The following is a 22,258-nucleotide window of genomic DNA, read 5'->3' on the forward strand; positions in this document are numbered from 1 at the left end:
CTTAAATTTTCACTTTAGACAATATGAAATTTTTAGTTCGATAGACGATCTCACGCCAATACTTCAACTCTTCAAACGAAAATCCGACTTTCACAAAAGCCTCAAATTCATCAATAAGAAAATATCCTTTACAATCTTTTAACTTATTATTTATTCGCGCTCGATGACACTCAAACACTACCGCCAGCTCACCATTGACTTCAGACCAATAGTAGCGATTCGTAAGATCCGTAAAAGCATGATCACTGCGCTCGGCAGAAAAAAGATTCAGCTCGACTTCGTAGTTCTTATCTTCAGTACTCAAAGCAGCCCCATTTTGGCTGACCAGCGCAAAAAATTTTAGCCTGCGCTCCATAAAGCCTTCTCTTTTCACTAATGGGACTACCGTAATGTCCAATATTGATATCTCGTCCCGCCTTGCAAAAAAATCCTCGGATTTGACAATTTGAAAGCCAGGCCATGAAACAGTTAAATCTAATGCCCGAAGACTTGCATCACAGCCTTTTTTATTGAAAATAAAGTCTTTTTCCCACGAGCTCTTTCCTTCGTATTCAGGCCAAAGCATTAAGTATTTCCTGGGGATCTCCAAGACCGTGCCCGAGATCATCCCGCACACGACATCAGGATTTTGTGGCTGGTAATGTTTGTATCGCTCGGCATCTTCTTTAGAACTGTAGTAACCGCTCATAAGAAAAAACAATGCTGGCACATAGAAAATCAACAAAAGTCCTGCAGCTCCTATTCTTAAAAAAGACCAGACCACAATATATAGGACCTTAAAATAGAACTTCGCCCCCCTGCGCTGTTTTTCCACATCGACCTCCGAGACTGTTCCTGCACAACTTCAGCGCAACAATAGACACTGGAAAAAACCAATTAAAACCTAGCCACACCGTTGACGCCATCTCTAGCCCAGGGCCCAGGGCTGTATGTTAAAAACCAATACCCACTACGGAACCACATCGACAACTTCATCGGGAGACACAGAAAACAACCTGTATAGATTATCGTTAATCCAGCCATTTACATCACGGGACATTTTCCAGCTAGGCACTGCATCAAGCGGCGTGTCTCCATTCAGATATCTGTTAAAACCTATTACATTTTGCATAAGTGCGACACTCATATTTCCAAGATATTCCATAAGTGTATCACCAGGTATTTGAACATAATCATGCCCCCACCCAAGCGGATATGGCAGTTGATCATAGAGTGCGCCGGGCCAATTCCATCTTTTCAGACCAAACCCCTGAACCACTGCATTAATTTCCGCCTCAACAAACTCGTCCAGATCAGGAATAGTACCGGCATCCAATATATTAACAGCTGTGCGTTGCGCCAGATCATCAAAAACAGCTTGGAACTGCTCATCAGTTAATGCTCTACCGGTCGTTGCAACCGCAAACTGGATTGACCCTCTGAACCTGTCACGAGCAAAACTTCGATCACTCGAAACTATAGAACCCGCATGACTCAACCACCTGGATAGTTTTTTTAGTTCCAGCTGATAAGGAGTAGCAGTCATTTCCCGAATCATTACCGCAAAATAACAAACACAACACAAACCGATCAACACGCACAATATTTTTATTTTCATACAATCCAATAACCTCTGGTCAACATTGCCAAACAAATCAGAACTCAGCGCTCTCTGAGGCTTTCATTTATATGCTGCTGCAAAGGACTGAGAAAAAAATCAATCACACGGCGAAAATCAGTTTTGATTTCTGCCGTAACGGACATGCCCGGAGTTAACGCAACACGTTGCCCCTTGACTAAAAGACTATCGGAGTTAAGTCGAATACGACTGCTATAAACCCGACCACGCTTTTCATCTTCAATCGCATCATTCGAGATACTGACTACCTCCCCATCAACAGTGCCGTACCGGGTAAAGGTAAAGGTCTCTACTTTGAGCGTGACTGCCTGGCCGGGGCGGACGAACCCTATGTCCTTATTCTCCAGCATTGCCTCAACTTCAACTGGCTGGCCAGTCGGAACAATAACCATCAATTGTTGAGCTGGCGTTACGACCCCGCCAACGGTATGGATCGCAAGTTGTTGAACAGTCCCATCTACGGATGCCCTGAGAAGGGCCAAGGTTTCTTGATACCTGGCCTGGGTCAGTTGTTGAACCAGGCTCGTTTCTTTCTGATTGGCTTCTTGCTGCAAATCAAGCATGGCGCGGCGGGATTGAGCCACAACCCCTTCACGTCTGCGGCTGGCCTCACTGTGCGCCGCAGTGGACTGCAAAACGCTCGCTTGCTGAACACCGAGTTGGCGCTGGAGGTCCAGGCGCGCGTGTTCCTTTTCCAGGTACTCGTGCCTTGCCACAAACTGCTGTGCCAATAACTGCTTGTAGTCTTCTGCCAACCGAGTAGCTATCGGTAAGGTTCTCTGCAAGCTGGAAACTTGAGTTTTGGCTGACTGAATATCCGCGCTTCGTTGAGCAATTTCGGCGTCCACCAGATCTATCTTGCTTTGATACTCCTGATATTGCCCTTGCAACCAACGCTGGGCACTCAGCACTTGCTCCGGGGTGGCACCTTGAATCAGACCAACAAGTGATTCAGGAGCTTTTTGATGATTGATCGCCTCCAGCATCGCTCCACCACGCACACTGTCTATGCGTGCCGCTAATAGATCCCCCTTCACTCGCTTGACTTGTGCATCTGTTGAAGTGGAATCCAGTTCGACCAGCACCTCGCCTGCTTTAACCTCCTGACCATCGCTGACATGAATCGCTGTGACCACTGCAGTTTCACTGGATTGGATCACTTTGGTCTTACCGCTGGGCACAACTTTCCCCGGAGCGACGGCAACGACTTCGATTTTTCCAAGGCAGGCCCATAGCAACGCCAATGTGGCGAAAGAAATAATGCTCCACATAAATACACGCGGCGCAGGGTGTACTGGTTTGTCCTGCAACTCTAATGCAGCAGGTAAAAATTGAATTTCATGAGCCAGGCGTTTTGGGGCATCCATGGTTTTACGGCTGCGCCATGTCTCGCGCCAGGCACCGCGGTAGCGTTGCAACAAATCAGATCGAGCACTCATACAGACCATCCTTTGAGGGCATACACATTCAGGGTGCGTGGCAAAGAGACTTATCCCTGTTGCATTCGATGCAACCGAGCGTAGTGCCCCTCCTCAAGAGTCAGTAATTCTGTATGGGTGCCCTGCTCAACAATTTGCCCTCGATCGATCACAAGAATTCGATTCGCATCCCTTACAGCTGATAAGCGGTGAGCAATAATAATGACCGTGCGGCCCTTGCAAATAAGCTGCATGTTTTGCTGAATAAGCCTCTCGGATTCATAGTCCAGAGCACTGGTCGCCTCATCAAAAATAAGAATCCGTGGATTCCCGATTAATGCTCGAGCGATCGCCACACGTTGCCGCTGACCACCCGATAAAGAAGCCCCATGTTCACCGACCACGGTGTCGTAACCCTCAGGTAACTCCAGAATAAATTCGTGTGCGCCGGCCATTTGTGCCGCCTGCATAACAACTTCAAATGGAGTACTTGGATCAGTCAGTGCAATATTTTCGCGAACAGTGCGGTTAAACAGCATATTATCCTGAAGCACCACACCGATCTGACGACGTAAAGAAGATGCATCAGCCAATGCCAAGTCCATTCCATCCACTAACACCCGGCCACGTTCAGGCACGTACAGGCGTTGGAGCAAACGTGTAATCGTGCTTTTTCCAGAACCAGAGCGCCCTACCACACCAATAACTTCGCCAGCGGTGATGTGGGCACTAATACCGCGAAGTACTTCAGAACCGTCCGTACGATAGCGAAAATATACTTGATCAAATTCAATATGTCCTTCAAGGGCAGGCAAGGCACTGCGATTGCCCTGGGACAATTCAGTTGGCGTATTTAGAATGTCGCCCAGGCGTTGAACTGAGACACCCGTTTGTTGAAAGCTGGTCCACAATTGGGCCATTCGCATGATGGGTTGCGCGACTCTGCCTGCAAGCATATTAAAAGCAATCAATTGACCGACCGTGAGACTACCGTCAATGACCAACCTGGCACCCATCCAGAGCGTGGCTACTGTAACTAACTTACCAATCAAACTGACTGATTCATTGGCCAGCATTGAGAGGTTTTGCGTTTTAAACCCTGCAGCAACATAAGCTGCCAATTGGTTATTCCAAGTACGAATAACCTGTGGCTCAACAGCCATAGATTTAACCGTATCAATACCGTTTACAGTTTCAACCAAAAAAGCCTGATTTTCGGCTCCGCGGCGAAAACTGTCCTGCAGCCGTGCTCGCAGAACAGGTGTAATAAGCGCTGAAATCAGCACATACAGTGGCAGTGAGAGCAATACTATCAGTGTTAACCAGACACTGTAATAGAACATGACGGCGATGAATACGACCGAGAACATCACATCCAATACCAACGTTATCGAATTCCCCGTCAGAAAACTACGAATATTTTCCAGCTCACGCACACGCGCGACAGAATCGCCTACTCGACGAGCTTGAAAGTAGGCCAGTGGCAAATTAACCAGATGTTTAAAAAGCCTAGCACCCAATTCCACATCAATACGACTTGCCGTATGGGCAAATATATAGGTGCGCAAACCACTCAGTGCTGACTCGAATAACATGATGACTAAAAGGCCAATGGCAACCACATCCAATGTAGTCAGACCATGGTGCACTAGTACCTTATCCATCACCACTTGAAAAAAAAGCGGTGTCAGCAGAGCAAAAACTTGTAGCACAAAAGAGATCAATAGCACTTCACCCAATAATTTCCTGTACTTGACGACTGCAGGGATAAACCAGGTGAAATCGAATCGGGAAATTTCTCCAGCACTACCTGCTTCAGACCTGAGCAATATTAATTGACCGCTCCATCGACTGCGTAACACTTCGACACTAATGATATTTGCACGCTCATCACTGGGATCATGAACAAGAACTTTACCTTGATCTTGATCAACCTTGGCAATGATAAAGAAACGCCCATCACCATCAATGGCTATAGCAGGCAACGGGGTATTAGCGAGTCGGACAAGCGTCGTAGTAATCAACCTGGATTTCAACCCAAGCTTTCTGGCGGCCAGCAGCAACTCATCGGGCGCAAATAACGTATTTTCAAATTCATACGCTATTTGTTCTGCCGATGCAGCCACATGATGAAAGCGGGCCAGCATCACTAAACAAACCAGACCAGTATCCAGTTGAGGAGAAGCAGTTGCACTTCCAGATTGTCCATTTTCGCCCATAGAGCCGCCCACTCTCTTTTGCAGAGAAAATACATTACATTAATATTTTGAACACCGAAAACAATTACAAAGAAGCTCAAACAATCAAACTCTGGCCAAGGTGATAAAATCACAACACCCGCACATAACTGGCCAAACAAGAAAACAGAAAACAGAAAACAGAAAACCCTTTACTAGCTCAACACTCAAAACCGCTAGCCGGGGGGGAGAAAATCACGATCCGGATCATAACCCTTGTTCATAAACATTGTCAGCGAAGTCAAATCTGCAGCATTCAACACACCTGCAACCTGCTTTAAACTTAGCGTGTTAAATACATAGTCATATCGCGCATTATTGTATTCTCTAACCGCAGCATAAAGCTGACGCTCAGCATTAAGCACGTCCATAAGACTGCGCGAGCCTAACTCCCGCCCCCGCACAGTTGCCATGAGCGATGACTGGCTGGACAGGATACTTTTCCGTCTTGCAGCAACCTGCTCAACATCTGAATTAATGGCACGATGAAAGTTTCGGGTATTTTGCACCACCTCACGCCGTCGATCATCTCGCTGATCCTCACTTTGTGCCAAACGTTCAGTCGATTCGCGAACTTGCGAACGCGTCATCCCTCCTGAGTACAGAGGAATATTCAGTTGCAGCCCAATGCTGTGGCGCGAAACATCACCACGATATTCAGTAGCACCACCCCCAACTGGATTGCTATAACCAAAACTGTCGTTATCTCCCTTGCGATAAGATGCCACCATATCCAGGGTTGGCGCGAAGCCAGCTTTTTGCTGCTGTTTGGTATGCTCAGCAGCAACTACTGCAAAATTGCTGGCCAGTAGTGAAAGGTTTTGCTGCAGCGCTTTCCCCACCCAAAACTTTGCGTTATTGGGTGTTGGCGCCTGTACCGGTAAGTGGTGATCAATACCTTCGATTGACGAATATTCGTGGCTAGTGAGTCGCACCAAGGCTTCAAATGCGTCGTCAACCTTACGCTCAGCCAGCTTTCGATTTGCATTGGCAATGTCGTAAGCTGCCTGGGCATCCAAAACATCGGTAATACTGGAGGCGCCATGGGCAAACCGTCCTTGTGCCTGCTCTCGCTGACGCTTTAGTGCCGCCTCCTCGGCTCTCGAGGCAGCCAACGAGTCCAGTGCACGTAATGTATCTAAATAGGCCTGTGCCGCACTAAGAATCATCCCTTGCTCTTTTGCACGCAGTTCCAGTTCGGCCCTTACTGTGCTGGCCTGTGCGGCGTCGAGTTGAAACCAGCGGTCAAGGCGAAACAGGGGTTGAATAATATCAGCTTGAAATACCGACTGGCTCCGCGCTCGCGAGAAGTCCGGTTCTTCCATCGCCAAACGGACAGACTCAAGTGATCCACCGATACTGAGTGTAGGCAGCAGCCCTGCCCTGGCCTGTGGAACGGCTTCGCGAAGAGCTATAAATTCATGACGTGCAGCTGAAAGCTTCGCATCATTAACAATTGCTTGTTGATAAACCGTTATTAAGTCTGCGCGCTTATTATTTTGCTCAGCACTGACAGTGCCAGCGACCATCATAATGATCAGACACAGACCAAAAATATATTTAACTAGCAACATAACATCTCACCTTCTATTGCAAGGTAATACAAGCAATGCAGAGTACGACAAACAACATTCCGTTCAGCCCAACAGCTACTTAAATAAGACATGCCGCCAAAAACCTTAAAACAAACTTAGTACAAACCCCCCGCCCATTCAAACAAAACACCGTAATTTCAGACTCCACCTACAAATAGAGAAGTATCCCTCCTAATTAAGGTGCGAAATTTCTCAAACAAGCTAATTAATTTCCGACAAACATACCGGAACATATAATTCGGCCTATTCATCTTTTGAACGATCTAAAAGTAATCCCGTTGTCTGCCTATATTTCGACGCTTAGCTTGCAGCAAGGCCCTGCGCGACAGACATGGCGCGCAAAACAAAAACGGCGACCCGAAGGTCGCCGCTTGGCTTTACTTGAACTGCCGGCTCAACCCCGGCGGTACGCCGCTGATGTCCGTTTCTTCCCACGGCCCATTGGGGCTCACGGCGCGGCTCCAGCCATTGTCCCAGCGGTAGTAGGCGCGCTGGCGGTAGAAGACATTGGTCTGGTTGTCCAGCACATACACGCCCAGGCGCGCATCCCAGTGGCTAGGGCCGCCGGGGGGTGGCGCGAAGGTGGCCGAGGTGCGCGGCAGCGGTTTGGGCGCCTTGGGGATCGGCATGTCCGGCAGCGGCTTGCCCGAAGGTTGCGGCGATGGCTGCGGCATCGGCGTTGAAGGCGCAGGCGGCTCGTAAGGCTGATGAACCGCACAGGCACTCAAGCCCAAAGCCAATGCAAGCAAGGTGATACGGGCAAATACGGCCATGGCGGCTTCTCTTGTGAGTCAGCTAAGACCCCTGTGGGAGCGGGCTTGCTCGCGATACAGGCGACGCGGGCTCTGAGCAAGATCGCGTCGCCTGTATCGCGAGCAAGCCCGCTCCCACATTCAGGGCGTTTATTTATCCGGACTGTCGATGGTCAGTTGCTGCAACGCCTGGGTGCTGCTGGCCAGCGGCTCGCTGCGCCCTACCCATTCGCCTGCTGTCGGCTGGCCAGCACGGGAGATGCGTGCCATCAGTTGGACTTCAGGGAAGTTGGACAGTTTCAATTGCGGCATCATTGCGTCGACATCGCCCAGTTCAACGGTGATCGGCAGGTCGGCCACGGTCACGCGCTTTACCGCCAGCGGTGCCGGTGGCCCGGAGACCGCCCGGGCGAAGATGAACACGCTGTCGCCCGGCAAGACGCTGGCCTTGACCGCGTCAGCCAGATCCACGCTGACCTTGATCGATGCCTGGGCCTTGGCCACCGGCGCAGCCTCGACCTTGCCACCGCTGGCCAGCAGTTGCTCACGGGCCTTGGCGATACCGCCTTCCAGAGCCGCACGGGAGGCGTCGCCTTCGGGCAGTTCGGTCATCAGCCGTTGCCAATAGCCAATGGCTTGTTCGAAACGCTGGTCCTCAAAGGCGGCAATGCCCAGCAGGCCCAGGCTGGTGACTTCCTTCGGGTCGGCCTTCAAGGCTTCATCGGTCAGCGCCTGGATCTTGTCGCTCCACTTTTTATCGTCGGCAAAGTACTGCGCCTGTGCCCACTGGCCCAGCAACTCGGGCTGACGACCGGCCAGGTTGGCCGCGCGCTCGAACACCCTGGCCGCATCCGCCGGACGGTTTTGCGCCATATAGGCACGGCCCAGAAAGTACAGGCCTTCGGCCGAATCCGGTTGTGCAGCAGCGGCACGTTCAAGGCGCGCGACCATTTCTTCAAGGGATTGTGGCGGCTGGGAGAATTCGCGGGTCAGTTCGACCTTGTCGCTGGAACCAAAATGCAGGTACAGGCTCAAGCCCAGTACCGGCACCAGCACTGCCGCCAACAACGGAATGGCCTTGCCCAGGCTGGACACCCGCCCCGGCGCCACGCCTTCGGTGTCCGCGAGCAGTTCGCGGGCCGCTTCGGCACGGCCGGTTTCGAACTGTTCGGCGGTCAACACGCCCTCTTCGCGCTGGGCTTTCAACTCGGCCACCCGCTCTTGGTACAAGGCAACGTTCAAAGCGGTACGGTCTTCTTCGCGCTGGGCACGGCGCCCGCGCAAAACCGGGATCAATAGAAAGCTGAGGGCTATCAGTAGCAGCAAGCCTGCTGCGAGCCAGAAATCAATCATCTTGGGTTTTATCCAGCAAAGTGTCGAGGCGCTTGCGCTCCTCGGCAGAAAGTGTGTCCGAGCCTGCAACCTGCCCTGTACGACGACGGCGCCCGACGATGACGCCAATCACCACCAGACCGCCCACCAGCAGGGCCAGCGGGCCAAACCAGAGCACGGCGGTCTTGCTGGTCAGGGCCGGTTTGTAGAGCACGAAATCGCCGTAGCGGGCGACCATGAAATCGAGGATCTGCTGGTTGTCCTTGCCCTCGCCGAGCATGCGATAGATCTCGCGGCGCAGGTCAGTGGCAATCGGAGCGTTGGAGTCGGCGATGTCCTGGTTCTGACACTTGGGGCAACGCAATTCCTTGGTCAGCTCGCGAAAACGGTCGCGCTCGGCGTCGTTGGCAAACTCATAGGTGTCGATGGCGGCATGGGCAACCCCGGTCAGGGTCAAACCGAACACCACGGCGGCTAGCCAGCGCTTCATGGTTTGGCCTCGTCAACCAGTGCCTGATATTTACCGGCAAGCTGCTCGCGCCACACGGTCTCGTCGATCACGCCGACAAACTTGTGGCGGATGATGCCCTTGCTGTCGATCAGGAACGTCTCCGGTGCGCCGTACACGCCCAGGTTCAGGCCCAGGGAGCCGTCTGCGTCGTTGATGTCGAGCTGATAAGGGTTGTGGAAATCCTTGAGCCACTTCTTCGCATCTTCATTGACGTCTTTGTAGTTCACGCCGTAGATCAGCACACCCTGATCGGCCAGTTTGGTCAGCACCGGGTGCTCGACCCGGCACGAAATGCACCAGGTGGCCCACACGTTGACCAGCGCAGGCTTGCCCTTGAGGTCAGCCTCGGTGAGGGTTTTGTCCCCCTCCACCGAAGGCAGGCTGAAGGCCGGGAACGGCTTGTCGATCATCGCCGACGGCAGCTCGGTCGGGTCCAGATACAAACCGCGGTAGAGAAACCACGCCATACCGAGAAAAACGGCCAGCGGGACCAGCATCAACCAACGTCTCATGCCGTGGCTCCTGTCATGCCCAGTGCTTCACGCACGCGGCTTTTAACCTTGACCCGGTAGCGACGGTCCATCGCTGCCAGCAGTCCACCAAACCCTGTGAGCAGGCCACCGAACCAGATCCAGCGCACAAACGGCTTCACATGCACCCGCACGGCCCAGGCGCCGTTGTCCAGGGGCTCGCCCAACGCAACATAGAGGTCACGGGTGAAACCGGCATCGATGCCGGCTTCGGTCATCATCGAGTTCTGCACCGTGTACAGGCGTTTTTCCGGGTGCAGTACGCTGACTTCCTTGCCGTTGCGGATCACCCGCACCGTGCCTTTGTCCGACGTAAAGTTCGGACCCTGGAAGTGCTTGGCGCCTTCAAAAATAAAGTGATAACCGCCCAGCTCCATCGACTCGCCCGGTGCCAGGCGCAAGTCGCGCTCGGCACTGTGCTGGCTCGACAACACCACCCCCAGCGCACACACGGCGATACCCAGGTGGGCAATCTGCATGCCCCAGTAGCTGCGGGTCAGGCTGCGCACGCCTTTGATCAGGCCCTTGTGGCGGGTTTTGTCACCGATGTCGCGCACCCCGGCCAGCAGCACCCAGGCCGCCAGCATAAAGGTGGTCAGTACCGCCCAGTTGAAGTCGCCATAGGCCACCCCGGCAATGGCCGACAGCGCGGCGCTGCCCAGCAGTACGGGGGTGAGCATGCCCAACAGCCATTTGACCGGTGTGTCTTTCCAGCGCACCAGCACGCCGATTGCCATTACCACCATCAGCAAAGCCATCAGCGGGATAAACAACGCGTTGAAGTACGGCGGGCCCACCGACATCTTGGCGCCACTGATGGCATCCAGAATCAGCGGGTACAGGGTGCCGAGCAGAATCATCGACGCGGCCACCACCAGGATCAGGTTGTTGCCCAGCAGCAGGGTCTCGCGTGACCACAGCTTGAAGCTGACATGGCTTTTGACCACGGGCGCACGCAGGGCAAACAGGGTCAGCGAACCGCCGACCACAAACAGCAGGAAGATCAGGATAAATACGCCGCGCTCAGGGTCGGAGGCGAACGCATGCACCGAGGTCAACACGCCGGAACGCACCAGGAATGTACCCAGCAGGCTCAGGGAAAACGCGGCAATCGCCAGCAGAACGGTCCAGCTTTTGAACACACCGCGTTTTTCGGTCACGGCCAGCGAGTGAATCAGCGCCGTACCTACCAGCCACGGCATGAACGAGGCGTTCTCCACCGGGTCCCAGAACCACCAGCCGCCCCAGCCAAGCTCGTAGTAAGCCCACCACGAACCGAGGGTGATGCCGATACCCAGGAAGGCCCACGCCACGATGGTCCACGGCCGCGACCAGCGTGCCCAGGCAGCGTCCAGCCGCCCGCCGAGCAAGGCGGCGATGGCGAAGGCAAAGGCCACGGAGAAACCGACATAACCCATGTACAGCATCGGCGGGTGAACAATCAGGCCGATATCCTGCAACAGCGGGTTAAGGTCGTTGCCATCCGAAGGAATCTGCGGCAGCACACGCACGAAAGGATCAGAAGTCAGGATCAGGAACAGCAGGAAGCCGACACTGATCATGCCCATGATCGCCAGCACCCGGGCCAGCATCACTTGCGGCAACTGCCGCGAGAAGATCGACACGGCGAAGGTCCAGCCACCGAGGATCATCGCCCACAACAGCAGTGAACCTTCGTGGGCACCCCATACCGCGCTGAACTTGAAGTACCACGGCAGCGCGCTGTTGGAGTTGCTGGCTACATACGCCACCGAAAAGTCATCGGCCATAAAGGCGTAGGTCAGGCAGCCAAAGGAGAACAACAAGAAGGCAAATTGCCCCCAGGCGGCGGGTTGCGCCAGGCTCATCCACAACTTGTCACCACGCCAGGCGCCCAGCAGCGGGACGATGGCCTGCACGATGGCAAAACACAGGGCCAGAATCATGGCCAGATGGCCCAATTCCGGGAAATAGAGTCCAGACATCAGTACTTACCCTCACTTGCAGGCACAGGCGCGGATTGGCCACTTTCGTTCAGCGCCTTGGTCACTTCGGGCGGCATGTATTTTTCGTCGTGCTTGGCCAGCACCTCGTCAGCCACCACCACGCCCTGGGCATTGAGCTTGCCCAGCGCGACGATGCCCTGCCCTTCACGGAACAGGTCGGGGAGGATGCCGCGATACTGGATGGTCACGGACTTGTTAAAGTCGGTGACCACAAATTGCACGTCCAGCGAGTCACCCGAACGCTTGAGCGAACCGTCCTCGACCATGCCACCGGCACGAATGCGGGTATCCAATGGCGCTTCGCCATTGGCGATCTGGGTCGGGGTGTAAAACAGGTTGATGTTCTGCTGCAAGGCGCTCAGGGCCAGGGCCACGGCAGCGCCGACCCCTACCAGAATCGCCAGGATGATGATCAAGCGTTTTTTGCGCAGCGGATTCACTTCGAATTCTCCCGACGCAAACCACGCGCCTCTTGTTGCAGATAACGCCGGCGCGCCATGATTGGCAGTGCCACGTTCAACCCCAGCACCGCCAGGCAAATGCCATAGGCCGACCAGACATACACCCCGTGATGGCCCATGGCGAGAAAGTCGCCAAAAGAAGCAAAACTCATCGCGCACCCTCCAGGGCTTTCAACACCTCAGCCTTGACCCAGCTGCTGCGGGCCTCGCGCTTGAGCACTTCGAGGCGCATGCGCAACAGCAGCACCGCACCAAAGAAGCAATAAAAGCCCAGCACCGTGAGCAGCAGCGGCATCCACATTTCCACGGGCATGGCCGGTTTTTCGGTGAGGGTAAAGGTCGCGCCCTGGTGCAGGGTGTTCCACCACTCCACCGAGTACTTGATGATCGGGATATTGATCACGCCCACAATCGCCAGCACCGCGCAAGCCTTGGCCGCGCTGTCGCGATTGGTGATGGCGTTGCCCAGGGCAATCAGGCCGAAGTACAGGAACAGCAGGATCAGCATCGAGGTCAGGCGCGCATCCCAGACCCACCACGAGCCCCAGGTCGGCTTGCCCCACACCGCACCGGTGACCAACGCCACGGCAGTCATCCAGGCGCCAATGGGGGCCGCTGATTGCAGGGCCACGTCGGCGATTTTCATCTTCCACACCAGCCCCACCACCCCGCACACCGCCAGCATCACATAGCAGGACTGCGCCAGCATGGCCGCAGGAACATGGATATAGATGATGCGGAAGCTGTTGCCCTGCTGGTAGTCCGGCGGTGCAAAGGCCAGGCCCCAGACCACCCCGCAGGTGATCAGCAGCACGGCGGCAATGCTTAACCACGGCAACAGCCGCCCACTGATGGCATAGAACCATTTGGGCGAGCCGAGTTTGTGAAACCAAGTCCAGTTCATCACGCTGCTTCCATCACGGTGCCGGTCACGACAGGTGTGCTGTCATGCCAGCCAGGGTCTTTACTGGCCCATGCAGGCCAGACCTCATTATTCGCCGACGCTGATTTTCAGGCCGGCAGCTATTGCAAAGGGTGTCAGGGTTACAGCCAGGGCGGTCAGGCTACCAAGCCACAGCAAGTAACCGGTTGCAGGCATGCCTTGCAAGGCCGCCTGCAGGGCGCCACTGCCCAGGATCAATACCGGGATATACAAAGGCAGAATCAGTAGCGCCAGCAGCAAGCCGCCACGCTTGAGGCCCACGGTCAGGGCAGCGCCCACGGCACCGAGCAGGCTCAACACCGGCGTGCCCAGCAGCAACGACATCAGCAACACCGGCAGGCACGCCACCGGCAGCCCGAGCATCAGGGCCAGCAGGGGTGACAGGATAACCAGCGCCAGGCCGGAAAACGCCCAGTGTGCCAGCACTTTGGCCAGCACCAGTAGAGGCAGGGGGTGCGACGAAAGGACCCACTGCTCCAGCGATCCGTCCTCGAAATCACTGCGAAAAAGCCCGTCCAGCGAGAGCAAAACCGCTAAAAGGGCCGCGACCCACAGCAGGCCAGGAGACAAGGTTTGCAACAATTTAGTCTCCGGGCCGACGGCCAGCGGAAACATCGCGATCACTATCGCAAAGAACACCAACGGGTTGGCCAATTCGGCCGGGCGGCGAAACAGCAAACGCGCTTCGCGCGCCACCAACACAGCAAACACACTCATACAGCCCACTGCCCCAGGTCGATATTGCGGTAACCGGCCGGCATGCGGGCCAAGGTATGGTGTGTGGTAAGCACCACCATGCCGCCACTTTCGCAATGCCGGGCCAGGTGCTCTTCGAGTTGCGCCACGCCTTGTTTGTCGAGCGCGGTAAACGGCTCGTCGAGAATCCACAGTGGCGGGCTGTCCAGATACAACCGCGCCAGCGCCACGCGTCGCTGCTGCCCGGCCGACAGGGTGTTGCACGGTACATCCTCGAAGCCCTTGAGGCCCACCTGCGCCAGCGCCGCCCAGATGGCCTCGCGGGTTGCCGGGCGATGCAGGGCACACAGCCAGCTGAGGTTTTCTTCGGCGCTAAGCAAATCCTTGATCCCGGCCGCATGGCCGATCCACAGCAGGTTGCTGGTCAATTCATGGCGTTGGGCGTTCAGGGCCAGACCGTTGAGCCGCACTTCGCCAGCCGTGGGCTGCATCAGGCCCGCCAACAAACGCAGCAGGCTGGTTTTGCCGCTGCCGTTGGGGCCGCTGATTTGCAGCATGTCGCCGCTGGCCAGGCGCAGTTCGAGATCTTCGAACAACATCCGCCAGTCACGCTCACAGGCGAGCGCTACGGCTTCTAAAAGAGGGCTGGTCACGTAATTGAGGCCTTCACGGTTCAAGTCGGCGCAGGCATGGCCGTTAAAGTGATGCAGGATAAATGCATTTGCGGCCTGTTTCAGAGAGCTGGATCAAACAATTGCGTTCTTTTTATGCGCTCTGAACGACGGGGCCGCATTATACATGCCATGTCCTACGCTAAAGAGGGCAATTTCGACAGGTTGTTACGATGAAAGGCGACATGAATATTCCACCCATCCCACAACCCGCCCCCAGCAGTGTGCGTCAGGGGCTTGTGGGCGGTGAAGTGCTCAAGTTGCTGCAACCTGCCGAGGGCCTGATAAGACCCGGCCAGAGTGCCCAGGCCGAGGTGCTGGCGCTCAAGCAGAACGACCTGACCTTCCAGCTTTTGCTCAAGCTGACCCTGGCCGGTGGCCGCGAAGCCAACGTGCAGGCCAGCAGCAATTTCCCCCTGCCGCTGGGCACCCAACTGGCCGTGACCCAACCTTCGGCGGGCAACCTGGCGATCAGCCTGCAACAGGCACTGAGCAGCAGCGTCGCCACCCTGACTCGCCTCGACACCCAACAACTGCCCGTGGGCACCCTGCTGCAAGGCAAGGTCCTGACCACCCAGGCACTGGCGCAACCTGCCGGGCAAGCGGCGGTTTACCGTTCGCTGGTGACCCTGCTCAACAGCCCGCTGAGCGGCAGCACCCTGACCCTGGACAGCCCGCAGCCCTTGCGGATCGGCAGTTTGCTCAGTGCACGGGTGGATGGCCCGCAGAGCCTCAACTTTGTGCCACTGAGCGGGCGTCAGGAGCAACTGGCAGTAGCGCAACAACTGGCAACACAACAGCGCCGGCAAGGCTCGCTGGAGGGCCTGCTCAACGCCCTGCAAAAACTGCCGGCCAGTACCGACATGCCTGCCGAACTGCGTACCTCCATCGACAAACTACTGGCCGGTTTGCCTGCACCCGCGCAATTGAGCAACGCCAAGGGCCTAGGCGATGCCCTGCTCAACAGCGGCGCCTTTCTGGAGGCGCGGTTGCTGAGCGGGCAAGCCCAGGCACTGGCCCCGGACATGAAAGCCACCTTGCTGCGCCTGATTGCGCAGATCCTGCCCGGCCTGCCGGCCAGCACCAGCTTCAACCCCGGCATGGCCGCCAGCACCCAGGCCCAGGCCCTGCCGACTTTTGTGCGCAATGCCCTGGGCATGCTTGGCCAGGTCAGCGCCAAACCGCAGCCCGGCGGCTTCCCGCTGCCCCAGCGGTTGTTGCAAAGCGGCGAAGGTGAAGACAGCCTGGAAAACCTGCTGAAACTGGCCGCAGCGGCCGTGTCACGCCTGCAAAGCCATCAGCTGTCCAGCCTGGAACAGAGCGGGCGCACCGCCGATGGCGGGGTACTGACCACCTGGCAACTGGAAATCCCCATGCGCAATGCCCACGACATCGTGCCGTTACAGGTCAAGTTCCAGCGTGAAGATCCGCCGGAAAAACAAGCGCAAGACAAACCCGAATCCCGGGAAATCAAGGATCAACTGTGGCGCGTGGAGCTGGCCTTCGACCTGGCCCCGCTGGGCCCGCTGCATGTGCAGGCGCAGCTGCTGCGCGGCAACCTGTCGGGCCAGTTGTGGGCCGAGCAGGCGTACACTGCAAGCCTGATCGAAAGCCAGTTGGGCGCCTTGCGCCAGCGCCTGAGTGATGCCGGATTGAGCGTGACCGATCTGGATTGCCATCAAGGTACCCCGCCACAAAGTGGCCATACCCGTCTGGAACAACGCTGGGTGGATGAAACCGCATGAATACACCTGCCGAACCACGCCAGGCAATCGCCCTTAAATACGACGGCAAGCAGGCCCCTACCCTCACCGCCAAGGGTGATGACGAACTGGCCGAAGCCATCCTGGCGCTGGCCCGCGAATACGAAGTGCCAATTTACGAAAATGCCGAGCTGGTCAAATTACTGGCGCGCATGGAATTGGGCGACAGCATCCCGCAAGAGCTGTACCGCACCCTGGCAGAGATTATTGCCTTTGCCTGGCAGCTTAAAGGCAAGTTCCCGCAGGGTTTTGACCCGCAGGCCGAGCCGCAGGAACGGGACATCACCCCCCGTTAAACACTCTGTTGCCCTCGTAGCAGCTGACGAGCGGAGCGAGGCTGCGTTCGGCGTGATGCGGCACCCCGACGCAGCCGTCGTGAAACCTGAGCACTCAATTTGCCTGACACACCGAAGTGTCTGACTTTGCGACGGCTACGCCGCCGGACGCAGCCTCGCTGCGCTCGTCAGCGGCTACAGGCCGGAAATGACCATGTCCACCTGCTGCGCAGCCTCAAGCAGCATACTGTCCTGGCGAAACCCACCGATCACTTGCAGTCCCACCGGCAACTCCCCCTGCCCACGTGGCAACGGGATGTTGATCTGAGGCAGGCCAAATGCCATCCAGCACTTGCAGAAGTCTGATGGCCCTGTGCTCTCCAGCCCCAGCGGCGCAACCATGCCGCAGGTGGCACCCAGCATCGCGTCGAAGGGTTCAAAATGCGCTTTCAGTATCGGTGCCAACGCCGCCAGCCGGCTCCTGGCCGCCGTTTCCTGATCCCAGGTCGTAGCCCGCCCCCGCTCGATCATGGCCAGCACTTGCGGGCTAAGCGCTTCCGGGCTCGATTGCCATTCCTTGCTCAGTGAACGGGCACCCTCGCAGTCATTGATCAACTGATGATCATCAAACACACTGGCAAACTCGTCCTCCAGGACCACCTCGGTCACGCTGTGGCCTGCGGTTTTCAAGTGTTCGATAGCTGCCAGCAAGGCTTTAGCCACCAGCGGATCGATCTGATCCCAACGCGACGTACGACAAAATCCGAATGATCGGGCGCCACTCTCCCTGTTCGTTTGCGCCAGGCCGGGCACCAATACCCTGGCGAGCAGCGCCAGGTCGCGAACCGAGCGGCCATACCAGCCCAACGTGTCGAAGCTCGGTGCCAGCGGCTTGACCCCTTCCAGGGAAACCAGCCCGTGGGACGGCTTGAACGCATACAACCCGCAATAAGAAGCTGGCTTGAGCAACGAACCCGCCGTTTGCGTACCCAGTGCCAGCGCAAAAAAGCCTGCCGCCATACCCGCCGCAGAACCGGCACTGGAGCTGCCCGGCGTCCTGCGCAGATCATGGGGATTACGCGTCGGCCCGGTCTTCATGTAGGCAAATTCAGTGGTATGGGTTTTACCCATGATCACCGCCCCGGCCTGACGCAGCAGGGCAACCACATGGGCATCCCGCGAGGGCCAGTTATTGGCGTAGATCGGCGAATAAAAGGCTGTGGGGTGGTCGCAGGTATCGATGATGTCCTTGATGCCCACCGGCACACCGGCCAGCACACCGTTGAGACGCGGGCTGCTCAGGCCCTGCGCCTGCTTGCGCACGCGCTGGGGGTCGTGGGCCACGAAGGCCTGGATGGCGGCTTCCCGGGCATCGGTTTGCGTCAGGAAGTGCTCGGCCACCACCCCGGGGCTCAGGCGCGCCGTGCGCACCTGTTCGGCAATCGAGTGGGCATCTGCTTGGTCAAGAAGAATCATGGCTGTGTTTTTCCTCCAATCACGTTTGCATTACACGGCATACACGGATGCCCAATCGGCAAAGCCCTTGATTTCGATCGGGTTGCCCGAGGGGTCAAGGAAAAACATCGTCGCCTGCTCCCCCGCCGTCCCGGCAAAACGCAGGGTCGGCGCCAATACAAACTGCACGTCATGGCTGAGCAGGCGCTCCTTGAGGGCGTGCCAGTCAGGCAGGGCCAGTACCACGCCGAAATGCGGCATGGGCACCCAGTGCTCGCCGACTTTGCCGCTATGGCTGACAGCAAAGGGCTCGCCCAGATGCAACGACAATTGATGACCGAAAAAGTCGATATCCACCCAACTTTCCGTGCTGCGCCCCTCCGCGCAGCCCAGCACGTCGCAGTAAAAGCGCCGCGCCGAGACCAGGTCATGAACGTGATAGGCGAAATGAAAAAGCGATTGCACAGTGACCTCCTGAAACCGGAACAGGCCAGATGGCCGTTGTACAAATGATGCATCGCCGGCTTCAATGGAGCTAACCTGTTATTTTATCCGTGAACGAAAGAAATTCTTATGGATACCCGCTACCTCAAAAGCCTGATTGCCGTGGTGGATTGCGGCTCGATCGCCAAGGCGGCACGCCTGGAGAACCTTACGGCTGCCGCAATCAGCCAGCGTATTGTGGCGCTTGAACGGCAACTGGGCATGGCGCTTCTGGTGCGCGTCGGGCATGAAGCCAAACCCAGCCTGGCCTGTATGGACTTGCTGCCCAGGGCACGCGCCATTGTGAATGAAGTGGCCCTGCTGGCGGGTGATGCCGACAGCCAGGGCCTGACCGGGCCCTTGCGCATCGGCGCCATTTCAACCGTGCTCACAGGGCTTCTGCCCCAGGCTTTACGCGCATTGACCCGTTCAACCCCGCAATTGAAACCGGTGATAGTGCCCGGCACGTCACGCGCGCTGTATCAGGCACTCGAAGCCGGTGAGCTGGATGCCGCCATCGTGGTTGCCCCGCCGTTTGCCCTGAGCAAGGCCTTCGATGCGGTGTTGCTGCGCGAGGAAGCCCTGGTGTTTATCGCCCGTGAGCAGACGGACAAGAGCATCGACAGCCGCCTGCAGAACAGCCCGTATATTCAATACGACCCCGACGCCTGGGGTGGCCGCCATGCCCTGCAATACCTGCAGGATCACCACCTGTCACCCGCTGCCCTGCTGGACCTGGATGCCCTGGAAACCATTGCGTTGCTGACAGCCGAGGGGCTGGGGGTGAGCCTGGTGCCTTGCTGGTCGGGGATCGAGCGCTGGACCGGCAGTTGTGTCGTGGAGCCGGTGGGTGATGAGCGGTATGACCGCAGGATTGTGCTGCTCAGCCATGCCCAGGGGCCACGGCGGCGAATGGTCGGGGCGTTGCAGCAGGCGCTGCTGGAGTTGTAGCCGCTGACGAGCGCAGCGAGGCTGCGATCGGGCGCGAAGCGGCCGTAAACCTGAATGCCGAATGCAACTGATACACCGCAGGTGTCTTGTTTTGCGACGGCTACGCCGCCGATCGCAGCCTCGCTACGCTCGTCAGCTGCTACGCGTCATCATTACCATGAGTACAAGATTGTGCTGCTCAGCCATGCCCAAGGGCCACGGCGGCGAATGGTTGGGGCGTTGCAGCAGGCGCTGCTGGAGTTGTAGCCGCTGACTCGCGGAGCGAGGCTGCGATCGGGCGCGAAGCGGCCGCAAACCTGAATGCCGAATGCAACTGATACACCGCAGGTGTCTTGTTTTGCGACGGCTACGCCGCCGATCGCAGCCTCGCTACGCTCGTCAGCTGCTACGCGTCATCATTACCATGAGTACAAGATTGTGCTGCTCAGCCATGCCCAGGGGCCACGGCGGCGAATGGTCAGGGTGTTGCAGCAGGCGCTGCTGGAGTTGTAGCAGCTGACTCGCGGAGCGAGGCTGCGATCGGGCGCGAAGCGGCCGTAAACCTGAATGCCGAATGCAACTGATACACCGCAGGTGTCTTGTTTTGCGACGGCTACGCGTCATCATTACCATGAGTACAAGATTGTGCTGCTCAGCCATGCCCAAGGGCCACGGCGGCGAATGGTCAGGGCGTTGCAGCAGGTGCTGCTGGAGTTGTAGCCGCTGACGAGCGCAGCGAGGCTGCGATCGGGCGCGAAGCGGCCGCAAGCCTGAATGCCGAATGCAACTGATACACCGCAGGTGTCTTGTTTTGCGACGGCTACGCCGCCGAGCGCAGCCTCGCAGCCTCGCTGCGCTCGTCAGCGGCTGCACGTCAGCAGCACCATGAGCACAAGATTGTCCTGCTCAGCCCTTGTACATCTTGCTCATCAGTTCGGCCTCAGCCTGGGTCAGGCCGCAGGCCTGGGTCAGCTCGTCGACACTGGCCCCCATGCTCACCAGCCGCGCCGCCTGGTTGAACGACAGGCTGGTGGGGTCGCGCTGTTCCAGCTGGGTGAGTTTCTCAGGCAGCGGCGCTACAACGGCACGCAGTTCATGCAGGGCTTCGCCCATTTGCACATTACCGTTCTGGTAGGTGTCCAGGCGCCGCGTCAGTTCCCGCAGGCGCCGGTCACGCTGTTCATCGCCCGCCGCCTGTTGCGCCGCCAGCACGCGCTGGCGCCGCACATGGCTGATAAACAGCCACAGGGTCACGGCCCACAGCAGGCCCAGGACGATTACCGCCGCCTCAAGGATCAATCAGATGTTCTCCAGATCCGACCATTCTTCCTCGGTCATCATTTTGTCCAGCTCGACCAGAATCAGCAGCTCGCCGTTCTTGTTGCACACGCCCTGGATAAACTTGGCCGATTCGTCATTGCCTACGTTAGGCGCCGTCTCGATCTCGGACTGACGCAGATACACCACCTCTGCCACGCTATCAACCAGAATCCCGACCACTTGCTTGTCGGCTTCAATGATGACGATCCGTGAGTTATCGGTGATTTCGGCGTTATACAGACCAAAACGCTGACGGGTATCGATAACCGTGACCACGTTGCCGCGCAGGTTGATGATGCCCAACACGTAGGAAGGCGCACCCGGTACCGGTGCGATTTCGGTGTAACGCAGCACTTCCTGCACCTGCATCACGTTGATGCCGTAGGTCTCGTTGTCCAGCTTGAAGGTAACCCATTGCAGGATCGGATCTTCAGAACCCTGTGCCGCTGACTGTTTCATACCCCAAACCCCTGACTGAAATACTGCTCGATTCTGATAACTGGCGCCTCGCCTTCACCGGTGAGCCAACCACAATTATTGTTATGACTTGCCCTTGGCAATCAATGCCGCCAGTTGCTCCACGTCCAGCAACGCGCACATGTGTTCTATCACGGTGCCCGCCAGCCACGGGCGTTGCCCGCGCTGGGAGCGCCACTTGATCTCGTTGGGGTGCAGGCGCAACGAACGGCTGACCTGATGCACCGCCAGCCCCCATTCGTAGCCCTGCACCGAAATAACGTATTGCAGGCCTTCGCGAAAATCCTCGCGATAGCGCTCTGGCATCACCCAGCGTGCGGTGTCCAAAACATTGAGCTTGCCGCTCTGGCTCGGCAGGATCCCCAAAAACCAGTCCGGTTGACCGAACAGCGGGGTCAGTTCACGCCCGGCCAGGGAGTAAATCGAACCCAGGCACACCAGCGGCACCGCCAGCGTCAGGCCGGCCACGTCGAACAACAGGCATTCGAAGGGTTCGCCAGCCCACGCCGGGCGGCCGTCATCGGGGATTGGCAAATGCGCACCCGGTGCGCTGGGCCGATGCACCTCGACCAGCGGATGGGCCAACGCCTCGGCCGGCACCCCTACTTGCTCCAGCTCGACCGGCATTGCCAGCGGTGCCTCGTCGATGGCTTCAAGCGCTGGCTCGGCCAGCGGCTCCACCGGCACGGGTCCGGCCGCTTCAGCCTGGGTAGCATCGAACAGCAAATCGTCGAGATACGACTGCAAGGCCACTTGCGAACGGTTGGAAAGTGCTACTGGCTGCGTCATAAAGTGCCCCACTCAAC

General features: G+C 57.1%; 23 protein-coding genes. 3 read left to right on the forward strand and 20 right to left on the reverse strand.

Annotated elements, in window-relative coordinates:
* Position 1: 1 nt before the first annotated feature.
* The 15 genes from BFC21_RS08970 to ccmA form a co-directional block, all read right to left on the reverse strand.
* Positions 2–814: a hypothetical protein gene (locus BFC21_RS08970; protein WP_095003455.1), complete on the reverse strand. Its 813-nt coding sequence runs from the start codon at positions 812–814 to the stop codon at positions 2–4.
* Positions 815–949: 135 nt separating this feature from the next.
* The gene (locus tag BFC21_RS27170; protein WP_162939303.1) at positions 950–1,525 is read right to left on the reverse strand and encodes a hypothetical protein; all 576 of its coding nucleotides are present in this window, start codon (positions 1,523–1,525) and stop codon (positions 950–952) included.
* A 116-nt stretch (positions 1,526–1,641) separates the two neighbouring features.
* Positions 1,642–3,057, reverse strand: coding sequence for an HlyD family type I secretion periplasmic adaptor subunit (locus BFC21_RS08980; protein WP_120265987.1), 1,416 nt, complete (start codon positions 3,055–3,057; stop codon positions 1,642–1,644).
* Positions 3,058–3,107: 50 nt separating this feature from the next.
* Positions 3,108–5,255 carry a type I secretion system permease/ATPase gene (locus tag BFC21_RS08985; RefSeq protein ID WP_120265988.1) on the reverse strand — a complete coding sequence of 716 codons (2,148 nt, stop codon included), beginning with the start codon at positions 5,253–5,255 and terminating at the stop codon, positions 3,108–3,110.
* A 194-nt stretch (positions 5,256–5,449) separates the two neighbouring features.
* Positions 5,450–6,847, reverse strand: coding sequence for a TolC family outer membrane protein (locus BFC21_RS08990; RefSeq protein WP_120265989.1), 1,398 nt, complete (start codon positions 6,845–6,847; stop codon positions 5,450–5,452).
* Positions 6,848–7,245: 398 nt separating this feature from the next.
* Complete coding sequence (locus BFC21_RS08995; RefSeq protein WP_016781522.1) at positions 7,246–7,641, reverse strand: hypothetical protein; 396 nt, start codon at positions 7,639–7,641, stop codon at positions 7,246–7,248.
* 129 nt (positions 7,642–7,770) lie between these two features.
* The gene (gene ccmI / locus BFC21_RS09000) at positions 7,771–8,973 is read right to left on the reverse strand and encodes a c-type cytochrome biogenesis protein CcmI (protein WP_120265990.1); all 1,203 of its coding nucleotides are present in this window, start codon (positions 8,971–8,973) and stop codon (positions 7,771–7,773) included.
* Positions 8,966–9,442: a cytochrome c-type biogenesis protein gene (locus tag BFC21_RS09005; protein WP_016781524.1), complete on the reverse strand. Its 477-nt coding sequence runs from the start codon at positions 9,440–9,442 to the stop codon at positions 8,966–8,968. The genes ccmI and BFC21_RS09005 overlap by 8 nt, the downstream gene beginning before the upstream one ends.
* Positions 9,439–9,975: a DsbE family thiol:disulfide interchange protein gene (locus BFC21_RS09010; protein WP_088377708.1), complete on the reverse strand. Its 537-nt coding sequence runs from the start codon at positions 9,973–9,975 to the stop codon at positions 9,439–9,441. The genes BFC21_RS09005 and BFC21_RS09010 overlap by 4 nt, the downstream gene beginning before the upstream one ends.
* Positions 9,972–11,957 (reverse strand): heme lyase CcmF/NrfE family subunit, encoded by a 1,986-nt coding sequence (locus tag BFC21_RS09015; protein ID WP_162939304.1) that lies wholly within the window; start codon positions 11,955–11,957, stop codon positions 9,972–9,974. The genes BFC21_RS09010 and BFC21_RS09015 overlap by 4 nt, the downstream gene beginning before the upstream one ends.
* Positions 11,957–12,418: a cytochrome c maturation protein CcmE gene (gene ccmE, locus BFC21_RS09020; RefSeq protein ID WP_016781527.1), complete on the reverse strand. Its 462-nt coding sequence runs from the start codon at positions 12,416–12,418 to the stop codon at positions 11,957–11,959. Before ccmE ends, BFC21_RS09015 begins: the two co-directional genes overlap by 1 nt.
* Positions 12,415–12,591 (reverse strand): heme exporter protein CcmD, encoded by a 177-nt coding sequence (gene ccmD, locus BFC21_RS09025; protein ID WP_120265991.1) that lies wholly within the window; start codon positions 12,589–12,591, stop codon positions 12,415–12,417. The genes ccmE and ccmD overlap by 4 nt, the downstream gene beginning before the upstream one ends.
* On the reverse strand, positions 12,588–13,346 hold the full coding sequence (locus BFC21_RS09030; RefSeq protein WP_169844141.1) for a heme ABC transporter permease: 759 nt from the start codon (positions 13,344–13,346) through the stop codon (positions 12,588–12,590). Before BFC21_RS09030 ends, ccmD begins: the two co-directional genes overlap by 4 nt.
* A gap of 84 nt (positions 13,347–13,430) precedes the next feature.
* Positions 13,431–14,099 carry a heme exporter protein CcmB gene (gene ccmB, locus BFC21_RS09035; protein ID WP_016781529.1) on the reverse strand — a complete coding sequence of 223 codons (669 nt, stop codon included), beginning with the start codon at positions 14,097–14,099 and terminating at the stop codon, positions 13,431–13,433.
* Positions 14,096–14,731 carry a cytochrome c biogenesis heme-transporting ATPase CcmA gene (gene ccmA / locus BFC21_RS09040; RefSeq protein ID WP_120266708.1) on the reverse strand — a complete coding sequence of 212 codons (636 nt, stop codon included), beginning with the start codon at positions 14,729–14,731 and terminating at the stop codon, positions 14,096–14,098. The genes ccmB and ccmA overlap by 4 nt, the downstream gene beginning before the upstream one ends.
* A gap of 191 nt (positions 14,732–14,922) precedes the next feature.
* Between ccmA and BFC21_RS09045 the strand changes: the two genes are divergently transcribed.
* Positions 14,923–16,494 carry a flagellar hook-length control protein FliK gene (locus BFC21_RS09045; protein ID WP_120265992.1) on the forward strand — a complete coding sequence of 524 codons (1,572 nt, stop codon included), beginning with the start codon at positions 14,923–14,925 and terminating at the stop codon, positions 16,492–16,494.
* Positions 16,491–16,808: an EscU/YscU/HrcU family type III secretion system export apparatus switch protein gene (locus BFC21_RS09050; RefSeq protein WP_088377711.1), complete on the forward strand. Its 318-nt coding sequence runs from the start codon at positions 16,491–16,493 to the stop codon at positions 16,806–16,808. The genes BFC21_RS09045 and BFC21_RS09050 overlap by 4 nt, the downstream gene beginning before the upstream one ends.
* Positions 16,809–16,982: 174 nt before the next feature.
* Here BFC21_RS09050 and BFC21_RS09055 read toward each other — a convergent pair whose 3' ends face one another.
* Together BFC21_RS09055 and BFC21_RS09060 are read right to left on the reverse strand one after the other, a co-directional pair.
* Positions 16,983–18,263: an amidase gene (locus BFC21_RS09055; protein WP_120265993.1), complete on the reverse strand. Its 1,281-nt coding sequence runs from the start codon at positions 18,261–18,263 to the stop codon at positions 16,983–16,985.
* Positions 18,264–18,293: 30 nt separating this feature from the next.
* Positions 18,294–18,707 carry a VOC family protein gene (locus tag BFC21_RS09060; protein ID WP_088377713.1) on the reverse strand — a complete coding sequence of 138 codons (414 nt, stop codon included), beginning with the start codon at positions 18,705–18,707 and terminating at the stop codon, positions 18,294–18,296.
* Between the two features lie 108 nt (positions 18,708–18,815).
* Between BFC21_RS09060 and BFC21_RS09065 the strand changes: the two genes are divergently transcribed.
* Entirely contained in the window at positions 18,816–19,676 is an 861-nt protein-coding gene (locus BFC21_RS09065; protein ID WP_120265994.1) for a LysR substrate-binding domain-containing protein, read from the forward strand.
* Between the two features lie 885 nt (positions 19,677–20,561).
* Here the strand turns inward: BFC21_RS09065 and BFC21_RS09085 are convergent.
* The 3 genes from BFC21_RS09085 to BFC21_RS09095 form a co-directional block, all read right to left on the reverse strand.
* Positions 20,562–20,954: a DUF2802 domain-containing protein gene (locus BFC21_RS09085; protein ID WP_016781536.1), complete on the reverse strand. Its 393-nt coding sequence runs from the start codon at positions 20,952–20,954 to the stop codon at positions 20,562–20,564.
* Positions 20,955–21,434, reverse strand: a complete 480-nt coding sequence (locus BFC21_RS09090) for a chemotaxis protein CheW (RefSeq protein ID WP_016781537.1) — start codon at positions 21,432–21,434, stop codon at positions 20,955–20,957.
* A gap of 81 nt (positions 21,435–21,515) precedes the next feature.
* Positions 21,516–22,241 (reverse strand): CheW domain-containing protein, encoded by a 726-nt coding sequence (locus tag BFC21_RS09095; RefSeq protein ID WP_088377715.1) that lies wholly within the window; start codon positions 22,239–22,241, stop codon positions 21,516–21,518.
* Between the last annotated feature and the right edge of the window lie 17 nt (positions 22,242–22,258).

The organism is Pseudomonas sp. TMW 2.1634 (assembly GCF_001703595.1).
In the GTDB taxonomy this organism is placed as follows: domain Bacteria; phylum Pseudomonadota; class Gammaproteobacteria; order Pseudomonadales; family Pseudomonadaceae; genus Aquipseudomonas; species Aquipseudomonas fragi.

Excerpts from the sequence above, each read along its gene's own strand:
- BFC21_RS27170 (WP_162939303.1), bottom strand. The coding sequence starts at position 1,525 with ATGACTGCTACTCCTTATCAGCTGGAACTAAAAAAACTATCCAGGTGG.
- BFC21_RS08980 (WP_120265987.1), bottom strand. The coding sequence starts at position 3,057 with ATGAGTGCTCGATCTGATTTGTTGCAACGCTACCGCGGTGCCTGGCGC.
- BFC21_RS08985 (WP_120265988.1), bottom strand. The coding sequence starts at position 5,255 with ATGGGCGAAAATGGACAATCTGGAAGTGCAACTGCTTCTCCTCAACTG.
- BFC21_RS08990 (WP_120265989.1), bottom strand. The coding sequence starts at position 6,847 with ATGTTGCTAGTTAAATATATTTTTGGTCTGTGTCTGATCATTATGATG.
- BFC21_RS08995 (WP_016781522.1), bottom strand. The coding sequence starts at position 7,641 with ATGGCCGTATTTGCCCGTATCACCTTGCTTGCATTGGCTTTGGGCTTG.
- ccmI (WP_120265990.1), bottom strand. The coding sequence starts at position 8,973 with ATGATTGATTTCTGGCTCGCAGCAGGCTTGCTGCTACTGATAGCCCTC.
- BFC21_RS09005 (WP_016781524.1), bottom strand. The coding sequence starts at position 9,442 with ATGAAGCGCTGGCTAGCCGCCGTGGTGTTCGGTTTGACCCTGACCGGG.
- BFC21_RS09010 (WP_088377708.1), bottom strand. The coding sequence starts at position 9,975 with ATGAGACGTTGGTTGATGCTGGTCCCGCTGGCCGTTTTTCTCGGTATG.
- BFC21_RS09015 (WP_162939304.1), bottom strand. The coding sequence starts at position 11,957 with ATGTCTGGACTCTATTTCCCGGAATTGGGCCATCTGGCCATGATTCTG.
- ccmD (WP_120265991.1), bottom strand. The coding sequence starts at position 12,591 with ATGAGTTTTGCTTCTTTTGGCGACTTTCTCGCCATGGGCCATCACGGG.
- ccmB (WP_016781529.1), bottom strand. The coding sequence starts at position 14,099 with ATGAGTGTGTTTGCTGTGTTGGTGGCGCGCGAAGCGCGTTTGCTGTTT.
- BFC21_RS09045 (WP_120265992.1), top strand. The coding sequence starts at position 14,923 with ATGAAAGGCGACATGAATATTCCACCCATCCCACAACCCGCCCCCAGC.
- BFC21_RS09050 (WP_088377711.1), top strand. The coding sequence starts at position 16,491 with ATGAATACACCTGCCGAACCACGCCAGGCAATCGCCCTTAAATACGAC.
- BFC21_RS09055 (WP_120265993.1), bottom strand. The coding sequence starts at position 18,263 with ATGATTCTTCTTGACCAAGCAGATGCCCACTCGATTGCCGAACAGGTG.
- BFC21_RS09065 (WP_120265994.1), top strand. The coding sequence starts at position 18,816 with ATGGATACCCGCTACCTCAAAAGCCTGATTGCCGTGGTGGATTGCGGC.
- BFC21_RS09090 (WP_016781537.1), bottom strand. The coding sequence starts at position 21,434 with ATGAAACAGTCAGCGGCACAGGGTTCTGAAGATCCGATCCTGCAATGG.
- BFC21_RS09095 (WP_088377715.1), bottom strand. The coding sequence starts at position 22,241 with ATGACGCAGCCAGTAGCACTTTCCAACCGTTCGCAAGTGGCCTTGCAG.